Annotated in this window: 17 protein-coding genes; 9 read left to right on the top strand and 8 right to left on the bottom strand. The window is 66.8% G+C overall.

Features of this window, described 5'->3' with window-relative positions; all coding sequences use genetic code 11:
- Window positions 1-48 precede the first annotated feature (48 nt).
- From ACZ56B_RS05285 to ACZ56B_RS05270, 4 genes are read left to right on the top strand one after another with little or no spacing between them, the layout of a single operon-like run.
- The gene (locus tag ACZ56B_RS05285) at window positions 49-3,018 is read left to right on the top strand and encodes a Z1 domain-containing protein (RefSeq protein ID WP_468786459.1); all 2,970 of its coding nucleotides are present in this window, start codon (window positions 49-51) and stop codon (window positions 3,016-3,018) included.
- Window positions 3,019-3,040: 22 nt separating this feature from the next.
- Entirely contained in the window at window positions 3,041-4,003 is a 963-nt protein-coding gene (locus ACZ56B_RS05280) for a NaeI family type II restriction endonuclease (RefSeq protein ID WP_468786457.1), read from the top strand.
- A 12-nt stretch (window positions 4,004-4,015) separates the two neighbouring features.
- Window positions 4,016-4,774, top strand: a complete 759-nt coding sequence (locus ACZ56B_RS05275; protein WP_468786455.1) for an NgoMIV family type II restriction endonuclease — start codon at window positions 4,016-4,018, stop codon at window positions 4,772-4,774.
- 12 nt (window positions 4,775-4,786) lie between these two features.
- Window positions 4,787-5,284, top strand: a complete 498-nt coding sequence (locus tag ACZ56B_RS05270) for a very short patch repair endonuclease (RefSeq protein WP_468786453.1) — start codon at window positions 4,787-4,789, stop codon at window positions 5,282-5,284.
- Here the strand turns inward: ACZ56B_RS05270 and ACZ56B_RS05265 are convergent, their stop codons facing one another.
- The gene (locus ACZ56B_RS05265) at window positions 5,285-6,508 is read right to left on the bottom strand and encodes a DNA cytosine methyltransferase (protein WP_468786451.1); all 1,224 of its coding nucleotides are present in this window, start codon (window positions 6,506-6,508) and stop codon (window positions 5,285-5,287) included.
- 161 nt (window positions 6,509-6,669) lie between these two features.
- Here ACZ56B_RS05265 and ACZ56B_RS05260 point away from each other — a divergent pair, with 161 nt between their 5' ends.
- Complete coding sequence (locus tag ACZ56B_RS05260; RefSeq protein ID WP_468786449.1) at window positions 6,670-7,419, top strand: HNH endonuclease; 750 nt, start codon at window positions 6,670-6,672, stop codon at window positions 7,417-7,419.
- Here ACZ56B_RS05260 and ACZ56B_RS05255 read toward each other — a convergent pair.
- A complete protein-coding gene (locus ACZ56B_RS05255; RefSeq protein ID WP_468786447.1) occupies window positions 7,416-8,045 on the bottom strand; it encodes an ATP-binding protein in 630 nt (209 codons plus the stop codon). The genes ACZ56B_RS05260 and ACZ56B_RS05255 overlap by 4 nt on opposite strands.
- Window positions 8,046-8,262: 217 nt before the next feature.
- Between ACZ56B_RS05255 and ACZ56B_RS05250 the strand changes: the two genes are divergently transcribed.
- The 4 genes from ACZ56B_RS05250 (at window position 8,263) to ACZ56B_RS05235 (ending at window position 10,111) form a co-directional block, all read left to right on the top strand.
- A complete protein-coding gene (locus ACZ56B_RS05250; RefSeq protein ID WP_468786445.1) occupies window positions 8,263-9,108 on the top strand; it encodes a helix-turn-helix domain-containing protein in 846 nt (281 codons plus the stop codon).
- On the top strand, window positions 9,109-9,327 hold the full coding sequence (locus ACZ56B_RS05245) for a DUF397 domain-containing protein (protein WP_468786443.1): 219 nt from the start codon (window positions 9,109-9,111) through the stop codon (window positions 9,325-9,327). It abuts the gene before it with no gap.
- On the top strand, window positions 9,324-9,620 hold the full coding sequence (locus ACZ56B_RS05240; RefSeq protein WP_468786441.1) for a DUF397 domain-containing protein: 297 nt from the start codon (window positions 9,324-9,326) through the stop codon (window positions 9,618-9,620). The genes ACZ56B_RS05245 and ACZ56B_RS05240 overlap by 4 nt, the downstream gene beginning before the upstream one ends.
- A 278-nt stretch (window positions 9,621-9,898) precedes the next feature.
- Complete coding sequence (locus ACZ56B_RS05235) at window positions 9,899-10,111, top strand: DUF397 domain-containing protein (protein ID WP_468786439.1); 213 nt, start codon at window positions 9,899-9,901, stop codon at window positions 10,109-10,111.
- A 125-nt stretch (window positions 10,112-10,236) separates the two neighbouring features.
- Here ACZ56B_RS05235 and ACZ56B_RS05230 read toward each other — a convergent pair whose 3' ends face one another.
- The 6 genes from ACZ56B_RS05230 to ACZ56B_RS05205 all read right to left on the bottom strand — a co-directional run bounded on the left by ACZ56B_RS05230 (window position 10,237) and on the right by ACZ56B_RS05205 (window position 15,439).
- A complete protein-coding gene (locus tag ACZ56B_RS05230; protein ID WP_468786437.1) occupies window positions 10,237-11,019 on the bottom strand; it encodes a DUF899 family protein in 783 nt (260 codons plus the stop codon).
- A gap of 257 nt (window positions 11,020-11,276) precedes the next feature.
- Window positions 11,277-11,852, bottom strand: coding sequence for a L,D-transpeptidase family protein (locus tag ACZ56B_RS05225; protein WP_468786435.1), 576 nt, complete (start codon window positions 11,850-11,852; stop codon window positions 11,277-11,279).
- Between the two features lie 544 nt (window positions 11,853-12,396).
- Complete coding sequence (locus ACZ56B_RS05220) at window positions 12,397-13,461, bottom strand: peptidoglycan-binding protein (protein WP_468786433.1); 1,065 nt, start codon at window positions 13,459-13,461, stop codon at window positions 12,397-12,399.
- Between the two features lie 379 nt (window positions 13,462-13,840).
- A complete protein-coding gene (locus tag ACZ56B_RS05215; RefSeq protein WP_468786431.1) occupies window positions 13,841-14,386 on the bottom strand; it encodes a TetR/AcrR family transcriptional regulator in 546 nt (181 codons plus the stop codon).
- A gap of 12 nt (window positions 14,387-14,398) precedes the next feature.
- Window positions 14,399-14,980, bottom strand: a complete 582-nt coding sequence (locus ACZ56B_RS05210) for a sugar O-acetyltransferase (protein WP_468786429.1) — start codon at window positions 14,978-14,980, stop codon at window positions 14,399-14,401.
- Window positions 14,981-15,061: 81 nt separating this feature from the next.
- The gene (locus tag ACZ56B_RS05205; protein WP_468786427.1) at window positions 15,062-15,439 is read right to left on the bottom strand and encodes a VOC family protein; all 378 of its coding nucleotides are present in this window, start codon (window positions 15,437-15,439) and stop codon (window positions 15,062-15,064) included.
- Window positions 15,440-15,654: the final 215 nt, after the last annotated feature.

Genomic DNA, 15,654 nt, shown 5'->3' with positions numbered 1-15,654 from the left:
GTACCGCTCTCGCTCCCGGCCTCTCTGGCCCCTGACCGAGGACAAGAGATGACCAACACTCCGTCCGGTGTGCTCCTCGACATCCACACCTCCGCGCTGGCGGGGATGGGCAGCATGCCGCGTCACTTCGAACGCTGGGCGGCGCTTGCCGCGGATGATTCACACCCCGACGCGGACCTGAGCGAAGAGCTGTTCCGCTCCCTTCTCATCAGCGGTGACGATGCGCTGACCGCTCTGTGGGACCGCCACCTGACCGCCTGGGACTTCGCGGAGAACCCGCAGTGGGGAGCGGACTCCCCGGCGCGCACCGACGAGCGGCGTGCCGTGGTGTACGAACGGCTCCGGTTCGGAAGTGAACTGCGCAAGGCCCTGGACGAGGCCGTACCCGTGGCGAAGGTGCCCGGTGCGACGGTGATCACCCGGGAGTTCACCCCGTGGTACACCCCGGAACGTGCGGCGGCCAGGTCCTTCTACTGGACGGCGTACGAGCAGAAGCTCCGCGACAAGGGATGGTCCGAGGCCGCCGTCGCCAGCCTTGACCAGGCGAGTCGGGCAGTCGTCGAGCGCCTCACCGATCCCGAGCAGCCGACGGCCCGTCAGGCGAAGGGCCTGGTCGTCGGCTATGTCCAGTCCGGCAAGACGGCGAACTTCACCGGCGTGACCGCGAAGGCCATTGACGCCGGCTACCGCCTCGTCATCGTCCTGGGGGGCACCCTCAACCTGCTGCGCGCCCAGACCCAGCGGCGCCTCGACATGGAGCTGATCGGCCAGGAGAACATCCTGCGGGGCGCGGATGTCACAGACGTGGATTCCCTGGTCGGTGTGGACTACGTGGGTGACGACGAGGACTGGCCGGAGTTCGTACGACACGGTGGCCGTCCCTCCACGCTCGGCGCGTTCGACATCGAGCGCCTGACCACACGCGACAACGACTACAAGAGCCTGGCCCAGGGCATCCGGGCGCTGGAGTTCGAGAAGCGCGTCCCCACCCGCCCGCTGCACGATCCGGCGAACCTCCACCACGCCGCAGCGCGGATCCTCGTGGTGAAGAAGAACAAGGCCGTCCTCACGAAGCTCGTCAAGGACCTCAAGCAGATCCACGGGATCCTGGGAGAGCTGCCGACCCTCATCATCGACGACGAGTCCGACCAGGCCTCCGTGAACACCTCGGACCCGAAGAAGTGGGAACGGGGGAGCACCGAGCGCACGGCCATCAACGGCTTGATATCCAAGCTCCTGGGACTGCTTCCGCGCGCTCAGTACGTCGGCTACACCGCGACGCCCTTCGCCAACGTCTTCATCGATCCGGGTGACGAGGAGGACATTTTTCCCAGCGACTTCCTGATCTCTCTCCCGCGCCCGGCCGACTACATGGGTGTCCAGGATTTCCACGACCTGAACTCGCCCGTGCCTGTACAGGAGCGTACGTACGCCAACTCTCAGGAGAAGGCTCACGTGCGAGGAATCTACGATTCCACGGGCGACAGACTCCAGGAGGCCATGGACGCCTTTGTTCTGTCAGGCGCCCTGAAGCTCTACCGGACTGACCATGGCGTGTCCGGCGCCAACTTCCGGCATCACACGATGCTCGTCCATGAGTCGGTACGTCAGGATGATCACGCCGATCTGGCGCTGCGCATCAACTCCATGTGGCACCAGGCTGGTTACCACTCGGCGGCGGGACACGAGCGTCTTGCTGCACTGTGGGAGGCGGATTTCGCACCGGTGAGCGCGGCTCACGCTAGCGACCTTCCCTCGCCGTCCTCTTACGGCGATCTGCAACCGTACGTCAACCGCGCACGGCAACGCATCGGCAGCGGAGGCCAGCCGGTCATCGTCGTGAATGGGGACACCGACCGCTACTTCGCCCAGCTCGACCTGGATTTCGACCGGACGCCGAACGTCTGGAAGATCCTCGTGGGCGGCACGAAGCTTTCCCGCGGTTTCACTGTTGAGGGCCTGACCGTCACCTACTACCGCCGTACCACTCAGCAGGCTGACACCCTCATGCAGATGGGGCGCTGGTTCGGTTTCCGTTCCGGATACCGGGACCTGGTCCGGCTGTACATCGGCCGGGAGGAGCCGTTCGGTCGTAATAAGTTCATCGACCTCTACGAGGCTTACGAAGCCGTCTGCCGTGACGAGGAGACCTTCCGGGAGCAGCTAGCCCAGTACGCCGCGATGGTGGACGGGGAGCCCCAGGTCACCCCTGTGCAGATCCCGCCTCTGGTGGCACAGCACCTGCCATGGCTCAAGCCCTCAGCCCGCAACAAGATGTTCAACGCAGAACTCGTGGAGATCCGGTCCCCGGGCCGGCCCATCGAGCCCGCCTCCTACCCGCTGAACAGCACCTTGACCAAGCGCAACACCGAGCGCTGGCGACCGCTGCTGCGAGCACTGGATGCGACCCCTGTGTCGTTCAGCAACCCTCCGGACAACTCGAGCACGCTTACGCGAACCTTCACGGCACTCACTGGAACCGTTGCTCATGGTGATCTCCTCAGCGTGCTGTCCGGTCTTGAATGGGAGCGCCCCCGGTACTTTGACCCTCACCTGACCTATCTCCGCCAGCTTGACGGCACCCTTGCACAGGTCGATGACTGGCTGCTCATCTCACCCAGGCTTGCTTCGGACAGTCGCATCGAGGCCAGTATCCTCGGCTCGGTCCCGCTGTCCCTGGTCCGACGGAGCATTCAGGACGGCAAGAGTTCCTTCGGCCGTATCGCCAGCGTCGAGCACCGAACCGCGGCACAGCGGCTTATCAACGAAGCCGCCGCCGGAACAGATACGGAGATCGGCTCCAGGACTGGAGTCGCACTGATCTACCCAGTAGTGGAGGGGAGCAGCCCTGACAGCGTCCGGGCAGCTGCCCGCAATGGAGTCGCCGACCCATCAAAAGTCGTGATGGCCTTCACTCTCATCCCCCCAAGGTCAGCCGCCAGCGCAGACCGCCGCCTGGTGCGTTTCCGCGCCAAGGACTCACGTCATCACAATGAAGCCACTATCCCGATCAGTTGACCCAGCGGGGAGGGAATCGCACTTGTTACCCATTGACATATCTGCCGCACTGAACATTGCCTCAGCTCAGGAGTTCGGGCAGGATTCCGAGCTCCTAGCCGTGTACGCGGAGCTGAAAAACCTGGACCCTAAGGGCGAAAGATTCGCAACCGTTCTGCGGAACACTATCGACCAGCTCCTGAACGGCGAAATCACAGGTCGCTACGACTGGAACACTCTGTACAAAACTGAGAGGACCCACGCCGGGACTCTTGTCGAGATTAACTTGCAGCGCGAATTCAGATTCGCCGACGGTCTCGCGATGGACTATCGAATTGCAGACGTTGAAGTAGACTGCAAATACTCGCAGAGGTTCGGCGGGTGGATGATCCCCCCAGAAGCCAAGGGCCACCTATGCCTGCTCGTCTGGGCGGATGATTACAAAAGTCAATGGAGCGCCGGACTCTTTAGAATTCGCGAAGATTGGCTGAACCAAGGAAGCAACCGTGACGCGAAGCTCACTATAAAGTCCGAGCACCGCAGCAAAATCATGTGGCTCTGGAAGGACGAGGAACTTGCAGAAAATATTCTGCTGCACATGAACTCAGCCGATCGTGCAGCAATTTATGCTTTGAATTCTGGACAGCGGCGAGTCAATGAACTCTTTCGACGCACCCAGAGGCGCCGCATAGGACGGAACGTAGTCCGTACAGTTGCGCAGCAGAAGGACTACATGAAGCGCGTCCGCGGCAACGGAGGATCGCGCTCAGCCCTCAGACCCGAGGGGATTATCATCATGGGTGACTACGACAGTCATCGTTTGGTAGCAGAACAGCTCGGCCTCCCAGCTCCCCGCGAAGGGGAGTTTGTGAGTGCCCGGGTCGCAAGGCTTCGGCCTCATCATCAAGGGGCGCGGCAGGTTCTCCTAGATGGGCAGACTTGGGTACTCGCCACTCCTGCTGACCCTCCCGAAGAAGCACCTTCACTCCCGTCTCACACAAAGTAAGCGAGAATTGAGATGAGCGCCTCAGCCGCTACCCAGCTTCTCGGCTGGAAGAAGCTGAAAAAGTCAGGCGACCTAGTCCCTAACAGTGCCGACAGCGACAGCAGTACATCGAGAGCACTGGCTGGGAGGATTCTTGAGTTTCTTGGTGTCACAACCGAGGAAATCGTTCCAGATGCCCCAGGTAATCTGGGTCCCGCCTTGGAACAGGCAGTCAGCACCGACCTGAAAAAGCTCCTGCCCGAGATCGACCAGTCCCGCCCCTGGCGTGTTGAGCATAACAAAATTGTTTCCGACTTTTCCCAGTACTCACACCTTCGCAAGATCGCAGACGTCGTGAGGGCTAATCCTACCCTCCGTACGGACCTGGGAAGTGACTACCTCATCCGGCCTGATGTCACTGTCGGAATTCCTACAGCATCAACTGCGCAGGAATTTAAGCCTTTCCTGCACGCAGCCGTATCCTGTAAGTGGACGATACGCTCCGACCGCGTACAGAACATCCGGCACGAATTCCTGCAGATGATCCGTCACAGGCGGGGCCGTCTTCCGCACCTGGTGACGGTGACCGCTGAACCTATGCCAAGCAGGATTGCTTCCATCGCACGAGGCACTGGTGAAGTTGATGCTGTCTACCACATCGCCTTCGATGCACTGCGGGCAGCGGTAGCTGAAGTGGGCAGCAAACAGCAGAAGGATGACCTGGCAGAGTGTATCGGTCAGGGGCGTCTCCGCCCTTATGAGGAGCTCGCCTCTACCCTGGCAACCTGGTAGACACGAACCACTATGGACACTCCATCACGCGCTCCCTCCGGCCCTGATAGCGACTGGTCACCGCCGTCCGGCTCGTGGGCTTCTTCTGCTGCACGGCGCCGGAACATGCAGGCGATCCGAAACCGGGACACCAAGCCGGAGCGGCTGATCCGAAGGCTCGTGCACGCAAAGGGCCTCCGTTATCGGGTCGCTGCCAAGCCCCTGCCTGATCTGCGTCGCACTGCGGACATGGTCTTCCGCCCCGTGAAGGTTGCAGTGTTCATTGACGGCTGCTACTGGCACGGTTGCCCGGAGCACTACGTTCCTCCGAAAACAAACCCGGGTTACTGGTCAGACAAAGTGGCCAGGAATATGGCCCGCGACCGGGACACTGATCAGCAACTCGCAAAAGCTGGCTGGACGGTGCTCCGGTTCTGGGAACATGAGCCGGCGGCGGATTGCGCGGCACGGATCGCAACTGAGGTCGAGAAGCGCCGCGCCATCCGCCACGGAGACCAGGGGAACAGTTAATCAGCTGTTCTCCTGGTCACGCTCCCTCGCCGCCCTGAGCACTTCGATGATTGACTCCCCCACCGCCTTGGCCACAGGCGGTGGGAAAGCGTTTCCCACCTGCCGGTACTGTGCAGTCTTACCCCCGGAGAAGTTCCATTCCGGCGGGAATCCCTGGACGATCGCAGCTTGCTGAACAGTGAGCATCGGCCCGTCCGGGCCAAAAAGGTCACGCTCCTCGGTACCTTTAAGCCTGCACGTAGCATTGTCATTGGCCACGCCTAGCCCGGAGACACCCAGCAGCTTCCAGGCAGCTTTTGCCCGGCTCGGCCCCAGATCCGCTCCGCCGTGCTTCTTCGAGCCGCCCACGAGGGTCGGCGCGATACCACCGCCTCTGCCCTTGAGTTCCATGTCACGTTCGCGGGCCCTGTTCAGCCAGCGCTCATATGCCTGCCGCGCGCGTTCAGCGTGCGTGCCCTCGAAATACGGTGCATAGCGTTCGTACATAGACGGCTGCAGGCATTCAGCGATGCTGACCGGATCTTCATGAGTTGCCGTCGGCCACTCGTATTTGAGATCTTCGATCACGTCCTTACGAAATGCAACCAAGATGGCACGCGGGCGAAGCTGGGGAACACCGAAGTCGCTGGCTTCCAAGACGTCCCACTTACAAACGGTGTAGCCGAGGCCCGGGTCCGACATCATCTGGCCGTCCACGGCCCGGTAGGAGCCGCCCTGCAGCCTCGCCTTAATCCAGTCACGGTAATCCGAGAACTTGGGGTCCATGATGCCCCGGACATTCTCAATCATCACCGCGCGAGGCTCCAGCTTTTCCACAAGCTTCAGCATGTGCGGGAAGAGGTCACGCTCGTCGTCCCGGCCGAGTTGCTTGCCAGCGTGCGAGAACGGAGGGCAGGGCACGCCGCCTGCAAGAAGGTCCAGCCCGCGTTCCTGGAGGATTTTGCTGCTCTTCTTGAGATCCCTGTCAGGCTTGAACTCCTTGACGTCCGTTGGCGGAAGGAGGTCACAATGCGTTCTCTCCCAGGCCCACGATTCCCGCTCCTTGATGTTCCTCTCAAGCGTGGCAACCGCATGGGAGTCGATCTCCACCAGGGCAAGGTGGCCAAAGCCAGCCTGATGAAGGCCGATTGCCTGTCCGCCAGCCCCGGCACAGATCTCAATCGAGGTGTACTCAGGGTCCCTGAGTCCTTCAGCAGCGGGTCCAGGTTCGTTCATGTGGGTCATGCCCCCTCCTTACAACCGTGCAGCGGTAGACACATCCTGCAGTCCACCATCACTGAGGGTGACAGACCCCACTGACAACGTGACTCGACCAAGTGTGCAGCATGCCCCGTCATCCGTTGAACGCACCCTCCTTCAAGCCGAACACACATACGATATTGCTCATGCGGAGCCCTGCGTGGACTGAGGATGAGCTCGTACTGGCCGGCGCGCTGGTCGTAGAGAACGGGTGGCGAGAGCTGAGGACGGGCGACCGGGAAGTACAGGAGCTCTCCGAGCTGCTGCGCTCGCTGCCTCTGCATCCCCCGGAAGCCCGGGCTCTCCCCGAGTTCCGGTCGCCAGACAGCATCAGCCGCAAGACGGCAGACTTCGCCACAAACTACAGCCGTTACCAGGGGGGCCGCACTCGGTGCGGTCAGCTGACGCTTCGGATGATCGAAGCCTTCACCCAGCGTGAGTCTGAGATGCTTCAGGCTGCCCGAGCGATCGAAGAAGGCATCGGCTCGGGCGAACTGCAGCTCCTCCCCCAGCAGCCTGACGAACTTGACGAAGACGGGTTCACTGCCATTGAAGGACGGCTCCTCCTTCGTCGGGCGCTCGTCCGGGAACGGGACCCGAAACTCCGGAAACTCAAGATCCAGAAAGTCCGACAAAGCAGCCAGCCACTCCGATGCGAGGTCTGCCACTTCGACTTTGCCCGCTTCTATGGGGATCTCGGCTCCAGGTACATCGAGGTGCACCACGTCACTCCTCTCTACGCGTCCGGGATGCGGAAGACTGCCCTGGACGACCTTGCCTGCCTCTGCGCTAACTGCCACCGCATGTGCCACAGGAGCTATCTCGGGGAATCCTGGCGTACACCTGCTGCTCTCCGGGAGCTGATACAAGACCCTGCCAGGGCAGTCACCCGTTAAGCAGCGTCCGCTTCGGCCTCGTAGTGCATCTGGGCCCGGTCCAGTACGTCATCCGGGTCCATGCCTCGCGCGGAGGTCCAGTGCAGCAAGTCGACGATCAACTCGATCGCTGACTCTTCCAGAGCCGCCTCGTGTCGCCGCCCTTCCGGAGCCGCGCCACCGTGTCCTTGGTAGCTCTCCAACGCCTCAACAGCGCGCTGCACTCGGCGGCATGCGGCCCCAGCGCCCAGTTCGATCTCGCACCAGACCGCCTTGCCGGGCGCCGTGACAACGATCCCCCAGTCCACTGCCATGGCTGCGATCATGTGCAGGCCGCGGCCGCACTCAGCATCGCAGTCGGCACCACGCAGGGCGGGGAGCGTGCGGCTCTTGTCGTGCATTTCGACACGTAGCCGCTCGCGCTTCCACTCCAGGATCAGTGTCGCCAGCGTGCCCTCGCCCACATGCTTGATGACGTTCGTCGCCAGTTCCGTAACGAGAAGCCTCGCCTCATCACCGGCTGTCGGCACACCCCACTGGTCCAGTTGCGCGGTGGCAGCCCTCCGCAGCAGCCGCACCTCCGCCGGCAGCGCCGCAAAAGGCAGAACACAGCGGTGCTGGCGGCCCCTGGTGTCGATAGCGGGCATGAGCATTCCTCCCTCCCGAGCCACGCGCATGCTGCGCCCGCCGTATCCGTACGGCTGCATTGCGTAGCGACCTGTACGTGAGAATGACACAGAGAACTCTCACTGTGTAACTTCTCATGACTCTCTATCGAGTGAATCCCGTAGTGAGCCGGCTGCCGCGCTGCCTAGCCTGTCCAAGTCCCGGACAGTTGCCCGGGGTTACGCACAGAGGAGTCCCATGTCCGTAAGGACCACCACACGCCGCCGTCAACTGGGCGCGATGCTGCGCAAGTTGCGCGCTCGCAAGGGGATGACCCTGGAGGAGGCCGGGCAACTGGTCGGCGTATCGAAAGCGACGGTCAGCCGGTATGAGACTCAGGCGGGTCCGGTGAAGTGGATCGTCGTCGACGCGCTGTGCCGTGAGTACGGAGCCACGGACGCCGAGCGGGAGGCCGTCGTAAGACTGGCCAAGGACGCCAAGCAGCAAGGCTGGTGGAGCTCGTTCGCCGACTCCATCCCGGAGAGCATGAACCTGCTGCTCACGCTGGAGGACGAGGCCGTACGCGAGGACCACTTCTCTTGTGTCTACGTCCCTGGTCTCCTCCAGACTCGCGCCTACAGCACCGCTCTGCAGAAGGCGAACGAGATTCCTCTGGAGCCGGCCGAGATCGAGCGGCTGGTGGACATCCGCATGAAGCGGCAGGAGATCCTCACCCGGCCGGAGCCGTTCCGGCTGTGGGCCATCCTCGATGAGTCCGTGATCCGCCGGGTCGTGGGCTCGCCGGAGACCATGAAGGAGCAACTCGGGCGACTCCTCGAAGTAAACGAGTCACCTCACATCACCTTGCAAGTGCTGCCGTTCTCGAACGGAGCCCATGGTGCTGCTCTCGGCAGCTTCGTGATCATCGGTGGTACGGAGTCAGCCCTTGACGTGGTTTACGTGGACTTCCACACCGGCTCCCTCTTCCTGGAGAAGGACGAGGAGCTGGAGCGATACAGACTTGCGTTCGAGTACCTTCGCGCACAAGCGTTGGACATGGAGGCTTCCTCCGCCCTGATCCATCGCGCACGCAAGGAGCTGTAGATGCCCGCCCGTTCTCCCGCCCTTCATGAGCTCGCATGGTTCAAGTCGTCTTACAGCGGCGCGAACACAACCGAGTGCGTGGAGTGCGCGCATGTCATGTATGGCGTGCTCATACGTGACTCCAAAGACGCGGACGGCTCTGTCATCCCTGTCGGCGCCAGTGCGTGGGGGTGTTTCGTGAACGGGTTGCGCCAGCACCAGCCCGGCACGTCCGTATGACTGCCTGCGGAGTGACGATGACAGCGGCCCCCAGCCCTCAGTGGTTCAAGTCCTCCTACAGCGGGGGCAGCGGCACCGAGTGCGTGGAGTGCGCGATCGGCGGAAGCCAGACCCACGTCCGCGACTCCAAGGACACGCAAGGCCGTGTGATCACGGTGGGGCACCACGCCTGGGTGTCCTTCGTGCAGGGAATCCGGGGAGAACGGTCGGCACGCCGACCCGAGTTCCGAGGTGGAGCGATGCCGGGACACGCGCCTACGCCCCAGGGGTGGCACACGGCCCCAAAAGCGTGAGCACTTTGACTACCGCTGTCCTGATGCTGCTCGTTTGAGCGCCCATGTGACACATGCCCGTCGACTGCTCACGCTTTTCCACGAGGCGTCCGTCTCCGGCCCCGCAGCGCAGGGGTCGCGTAAATCTTCCACATCACCTGGCGGGACACCCCCGTAGATGGCCTGAAGAGAGCGGGTCGCCTCACCGGCCATCGGCGAGCATCGAAGGAAGAAGTTCACGCAAGTCGGCAGTGTGCGTTGCTGATCAGATGCAAGTCCGTCGTGAAGGAGTACTCGAAGTGAACGCCGTAAAGCCCGCGGGGGTTCCTCTGATGTGGTTCACGTCGTCGTACAGCAACGGTGCGGGAGGGGAGTGCGTCGAGTGCGCGCTCGCCGAGGAGCGCGTCCACGTACGTGACTCCAAGGACACGGGAGTGCCCGAGGTCACCGTGGGGCACCGCGCCTGGACGTCCTTCGTCCGAGCCCTCAAGGACGATCGCCGGTCACCCTGACCTGCCGGGCCGCGTCCTCGGTGCCGCCCTTCCCCTCCGGTGCCCGCACAGCGTCGCCCCGCCGCTCGGCCCGACGGGTCCGGCGGCGGGGTGACGGGCTCGTCGTCGCGGCGGGAGGGAACGCCTCAGTGGTAGTCACCGTGGCGGCCGAGGGTCTGTACGGGGGTCGCGCCGGGGCGGGTCCACTGGGGGACGGGGCGGCTGGTCGGGCCCCAGGTGGCGTTCCCGTCCGCGTCCGTGCGCCAGTACCAGCACGCGTGGCGTCCCTCGGGCCAGCTCTCGGGCTTGTCCTCCCACGCCTCGCCGCGGCCGAAGGGAGTCAGGTCGAGCAGGCCGAAGGAGCTGTTGGCCGGCTCGATGCCGCGACCCGTCGTGGAGTAGGTGAGGAACGCGCGGTCGCCGTCGCGCAGGAAGCAGGCGAGGTGGCCCATCTCCCCGCCGACCGGCTCGTCCACGTCGCGCACCGAGTACCAGGGCTGGGTGTAGCCCATGAACTCGGTGTAGGAGGCCACCTCGTCCCACCGGCCCGTGGTCAGGACGGCGAAGGAGACGCCGCGGGCGTTGAGGTAGACGGCGTCCTTCAGGTGCCAGGCCGCGGTGGTGCAGCCCTCGCACTGCCCCTGGTGCGGTGCTCCGTCGTACCACATGTGCTTGTAGACCACGAGCTCGTCGCGGCCCTGGAACAGGTCCAGGAACGGGACCGGGCCGTCGGGTCCGACGGCCTCGGCCGTCCCGTCGAACTCCACCATCGGCAGCCGGCGGCGGGCCGCGGCGAGGGCGTCGCCCGCGCGGGTGTGGGCCTTCTCGCGGACCAGGAGCTCGTCCCGGGCGGCCTGCCAGGTGGCGAGGTCGACCACGGGCGGGCGGCCGGGCGGTGCGGTGGTCGGGTCACTCGGTGTGTTCGTCATGGCGTTCTCCGGGGTGCCTCGTGCCGGGCGGCGTCGTACGACGGGGCACGACGCCGTCCTGCGACGGTCACCAGGAAAGACTCGCGATCCGGCCGGAACTCATCGCGGGTGGTGAGCCGAACCGGCCGGTGCTCCGGCACCGGCCCCCGGCCGCGTCGGTGCGGGTGGCACACGACGGCGCGGAAGCCGGCCCCTCGAACCGGCACCGGCGCCGCACCCCGGAACGGGGCGCGGCGCCGGGAGTGCCGCCGGGCGGGTCAGGACACCACGCGCAGGTGGGTCGGCCAGCCGATGCGGTCGAGGAGGCCGAACATCTTCTTGATGTCGGTCGGGTTCAGCTTCACGCAGCCGTTGGACTTGTAGTCACCGGCCCCGTCCCAGCGGCGGGGCTCGGTGCGCCCCTGGCTGCCGTCGCGGTTCATCTCCGAGTGGATGAACATCTCCGTGCGGGTCGCGGTGCGCTTGGAGCACCGCATGTCCTGCAGGTAGACGGCGTACCCCTTGATGACGTTGCCGTTGTAGGCGCGGGTCTTGGACCTGATCTTCCAGTTGCCGTTCGGCATCCAGCCCCGGGAGAGGGCGCAGTCGTCCTTGACGCCGACCCCCGATCCGGCCCGGTAGGTGGCCATGAGCTTCCTGCCCTGGTAGACCGAGAGCCTCGAGTTGGTGGGGTCCCCCTGGTTCTTGTCGAACACCAGGGTGGTCGCCGCGGCCGCGCCGCTCGCGGATCCGGCGGCGGGGCCGCCCGCGGCGGCGGCCGGGGCGAGGGCCAGGGTGGTCGTCAGCACCCCTGCCGTCAGGAGGCCGCGCAGGAAACCGTTGCTCGCGTTCATGTCCTTCTCCTCGTTCTTCCCTCGGGGCCGACGTCGGTCGGCCCCGCGTCTGTGGGTGGGAGGGGCGGATGCGGTCGTTCCGACCTTCGTCATCCGCCCCGGCGGCCGGTCGCCGGCCGGGGACCCGGTGGCGTGCCGCTGCGCCGCCACCGGCCGTGCCCGGCACGGGGCGCCGGGCACGGCAACCAGACTGCCCGGGGGGACGAGGTGCGAGGAGTCGTTTCCGGGGGCCTGCATAGGGGCATCCATGCAGGTTCCGTGCATCCTGAGGGAGAGGGCTCCGACCTGCGGTTATGTCCTGGGGAGGGGGAGTTGCGCGCCATGCGGGGCGGGGCGGGCGGCATGGGAGCGGGCCGTCGGGGCGGGTCTCCCCCGCGGCGGCCGACGCGGTCCGCTCACACCGACGCGGTCCACCCGTGCCGGCACGACCCACTCACGCCGGCACGGTCGGTTCGTTCACGCCGGCACGGCCCGTCCGTTCACGTCGGCACGGTCGGTCCGTTCGCGTCGGCACGGCTCGTTCGTTCTCACCGGCACGGTCCGCTCACGCCGACGCGGAGGGGAGCGGGCTCGTGCTCCTCTGGTACCCGGGGGCGTGGGCGGGCGGGTCCTGGAAGACCAGCAGGGCCAGCCAGGTCTGCACGTCCGGTCGGCCGGTCGGCGTCAGGCCGTGGCTGCGCTGGAAGAACTTCAGGTCCTCGGAGGTCGCCGCGGTGAACCTCCCCGACACCTCCGTGCCCCCCTGGCCCGCGTTGTTCAGCAGTTCCTGGAGGGCCAGGACCGCGTCGCCCTCGGCTCCGGGTCCGACCTCCTTCACCAGTTCGGGCCAGGTGTGCTTGCCGACCTTGCCGTCGGGCGACAGATGCTTCCTGCGCTGGAAGTCCATGACGGCGTCCCGGGTCTCGTCCGTGAAGAACCCGTCCGCCCTCACCCGGTAACCGTGTTCCCTCAGCAGGTGCTGCAGGGCGCGGCCCCGGCTGAAGTGGTCCTCCTTCTGCTTCATCAGCAGCGGCCACTCGAGCGCCCACGCGGTCGGCGGGCCGCTCGCCGGTGCGGCTCCGGCCGCCCCGCCGTCGGCGGGCGTCCGGGATCCGGAGACGTACTGGTCGCGCACCACCGCCCCGGCGAGGAAGGCCAGCACCACCGCCGCGGCCACCAGCGCCGGGACCGCCCACCGGGACCGGAACCGGCGGCCCCAGGTACCGCGCCCGTCCCCGCCGTCCTCGTCGCCCGTGCCGGCCGCGCCGTTCCCGGCGCCGGTTCCTCCGGCGGGCTCCGGCCCGTGGGCGGCGGCTCCCTGACGGTTGTTCTCCTCCAGGGCCGCCCGGCACAGCTCCCGGGCCCGTGCCAGCTCCGCCTCCGGGGCGCGCAGGTGGGTGTGGAGCGCCTCCACCACCCTCGGCGGGGCGGTCGAGGTGTGCTTCGGGTTGAGGTAGCGCGAGAGCGTCGTCTGGTCGATGCCGACCTTCGCGGCCAGCGCCTGCTGGGTGGGCCGGGTGCCGCCGGGTGTGTTCCCGGCCTCCTCCCACCAGCGGCGCAGCAGCCGCGCCAGCTGCACCCCCGGCCGCTGCTCCCGGTCCCGGTCCCGGCCCGTCGACTCGTGCGCCATGTCCGTGTCTCTCCCCCTGGTCGTGCGGAACGGCCGGCGTACCCGGCGTCTGCATCGCCGCATAACGGCAGGTCAGCCGCGTGCATGACGGCAAGCCCGGATGCATCGGCCCACAGTGGCGCAGATCGTAGCGAGGGTGGGTGAAAGGTCCGGCGCCCCCGCCCGGGCCGTCCGCGTCCCCGCGGGGTGCCGGGCGTCCCGCGTCCCGGTGCGTCACCGGTCGTCCCGGGCCTTTCGCGGAGCCGCGCCGGGGACGGGCCGGGGCGGGTCCGGGGAGCACGCGTTCACCTGGAAGAGTGCCGGCGCGGCGGGCTCCCGGGGCGCGTCCCTCACCCACAGGGAGGACGGTGCGGTTACGGGGGGAGGGAGGGCGGTGCGGTTACCGGGTCCCGGTGATCCGGGCCACCGCCTCCCGGGTCAGTTCCCGGTCGGGCGGGGTGTCGTCCAGGGCCCGGTGCAGGGTCAGGCCCTCGATCAGGGCGTCCAGCTGGCGGGCCGTGGACGGGTCGAAGTGGTGCTCCAGGAGGTCGCGGCTGCGCCTCATCCACTTCCGGCAGAGCTGCCGGTAGGACTCGTGGCGGGCGGCCAGGGTGTAGAGCTCCTGGGCCAGGACCAGGTCGCGGCCGGGGGTCCCGGAGAGGGTGTGGATGAGGTCGGTGACCGCCTCGCGGGCCTGGTCGGCGGTGCGGGCGCCGCCGAGGTGCCGCTCGAAGACGGCCACGATGTGGTCGGCGTGGCCGGTGAACGCCTCGTGCAGCAGGTCGTCGATGCCGGTGAAGTGGTAGGTCATCGAGCCCAGGGGCACCTGCGCGCGGGTGGCGATCTTGCGGTGGGAGACACCGGCGACGCCCTCCTCGACGATCAGGTCGAGTGTGGCGGCGAGGATGCGCGCGCGGCGCTGCGGGTCGGTGTGTCCGGTGGCCATGGCGCAAGGGTGTCAGAGCGTGCGGACCGGGCGGGCCGGGTTGCCGACGGCGACGACGCCCGCGGGAACGTCCTTGGTGACGACGGCGCCGGCGCCGACGACGGAGTCGTCGCCGATGGTCACTCCGGGGCAGACGGTCACTCCGCCGCCGAGCCAGACGTTGTCGCCGATGGTGATGGGGCGGGCGGCCTCGAGCTTGTCGCGGCGGGGCTGCGGTTCCACGGGGTGGGTGGGGGTGAGGAGTTGGACGTTCGGGCCGATCTGGCAGTCCTCGCCGATGGTGATCCGCGCGACGTCCAGCGCGGTCAGGTGGTAGTTGACGAAGGTGCGGGCCCCGATGGAGATGTTGCTGCCGTAGTCGACGTACAGCGGCGGGCGGACGTCGACGCCCTCGCCGACGGAGCCGAGGAGTTCGGCGAGGACCGACCCGGCCTCGGCGGGGTCCTCGAGGTAGACGGCCTGGTAGCGGGCCGCCAGCCGCATGGCGTCGCGCAGCCGGCGGGCGATCTCCGGGTCGTCGGCGATGTAGAGGTCGCCCGCGAGCATGCGTTCCAGGTTGGTGCGGGGATCGCCCGCAAAGTGGTCCGTCGCCATGCGTACGAGCGTACGCTCCGAAGGCGTGCGCGGAGGGGCGAACCGGCCGACGGGTTCACCGGGGCGGCCCGGCGGGCGGCGTCAGCCCCGTTCGCCCCGTTCCACGCAGAACTCGTTCCCCTCCGGGTCGGCCAGGACGACCCAGCCCGTGCCGTCGGGGCGGGTGCGGTCCGCGATCCGGCGGGCGCCGAGCGCGAGGGCGCGGGCCACCTCCTCCTCGCGGGTGCGGTCCGTCGGCCTCAGGTCGAAGTGGAGGCGGTTCTTGGCGGTCTTGCCCTCCTCCACCCGGACGAAGAGCAGGCCCGGACCGCCGTCCGGGTCCTCGACCAGGGCCTCCGGGTCGCCCGGCTTGTCGTCGTCGGAGAGCGGGTGGCCCAGCAGCGCGCTCCAGAAGGAGGCGAGGTCGTACGGGTCTCCGGTGCAGTCGAAGGTGATGTGGCGGATGACGGGGTTCCTCAACGGCCCTCCCGGGGCGGTCGGTCGGCGGGATGCGCGTTCACAGGATGTCCTGCGGGGAGGGCGGCGTCGAACCGTTTACCGGGGGGAGGCGGGAGCGGGGCCCGGGGGGGGGGGGGGGGGCGCGGCGGGGCCGGGAGGGGGCGGTGGGGGGGGGGGGGGGGGGGGGGGGGGCTGGGAGGGAGGAAAGGGGGGGGGTGGGGGGTGGGTTCTCCTGG

The organism is Streptomyces sp. NPDC034670, assembly GCF_055574875.1.
The sequence above is the reverse complement of the archived record's forward strand: the minus strand, read 5'-3'. Positions and strand labels throughout refer to the sequence as shown.

What these genes read in the sequence shown, in the direction of transcription:
- ACZ56B_RS05270 (WP_468786453.1), top strand. Translation starts at nt 4,787, where the DNA reads ATGGACACTCCATCACGCGCTCCCTCCGGCCCTGATAGCGACTGGTCA.
- ACZ56B_RS05245 (WP_468786443.1), top strand. Translation starts at nt 9,109, where the DNA reads ATGCCCGCCCGTTCTCCCGCCCTTCATGAGCTCGCATGGTTCAAGTCG.
- ACZ56B_RS05225 (WP_468786435.1), bottom strand. Translation starts at nt 11,852, where the DNA reads ATGAACGCGAGCAACGGTTTCCTGCGCGGCCTCCTGACGGCAGGGGTG.
- ACZ56B_RS05255 (WP_468786447.1), bottom strand. Translation starts at nt 8,045, where the DNA reads ATGCCCGCTATCGACACCAGGGGCCGCCAGCACCGCTGTGTTCTGCCT.
- ACZ56B_RS05275 (WP_468786455.1), top strand. Translation starts at nt 4,016, where the DNA reads ATGAGCGCCTCAGCCGCTACCCAGCTTCTCGGCTGGAAGAAGCTGAAA.
- ACZ56B_RS05230 (WP_468786437.1), bottom strand. Translation starts at nt 11,019, where the DNA reads ATGACGAACACACCGAGTGACCCGACCACCGCACCGCCCGGCCGCCCG.
- ACZ56B_RS05285 (WP_468786459.1), top strand. Translation starts at nt 49, where the DNA reads ATGACCAACACTCCGTCCGGTGTGCTCCTCGACATCCACACCTCCGCG.
- ACZ56B_RS05240 (WP_468786441.1), top strand. Translation starts at nt 9,324, where the DNA reads ATGACTGCCTGCGGAGTGACGATGACAGCGGCCCCCAGCCCTCAGTGG.
- ACZ56B_RS05260 (WP_468786449.1), top strand. Translation starts at nt 6,670, where the DNA reads ATGCGGAGCCCTGCGTGGACTGAGGATGAGCTCGTACTGGCCGGCGCG.
- ACZ56B_RS05210 (WP_468786429.1), bottom strand. Translation starts at nt 14,980, where the DNA reads ATGGCGACGGACCACTTTGCGGGCGATCCCCGCACCAACCTGGAACGC.
- ACZ56B_RS05265 (WP_468786451.1), bottom strand. Translation starts at nt 6,508, where the DNA reads ATGACCCACATGAACGAACCTGGACCCGCTGCTGAAGGACTCAGGGAC.
- ACZ56B_RS05215 (WP_468786431.1), bottom strand. Translation starts at nt 14,386, where the DNA reads ATGGCCACCGGACACACCGACCCGCAGCGCCGCGCGCGCATCCTCGCC.
- ACZ56B_RS05220 (WP_468786433.1), bottom strand. Translation starts at nt 13,461, where the DNA reads ATGGCGCACGAGTCGACGGGCCGGGACCGGGACCGGGAGCAGCGGCCG.
- ACZ56B_RS05250 (WP_468786445.1), top strand. Translation starts at nt 8,263, where the DNA reads ATGTCCGTAAGGACCACCACACGCCGCCGTCAACTGGGCGCGATGCTG.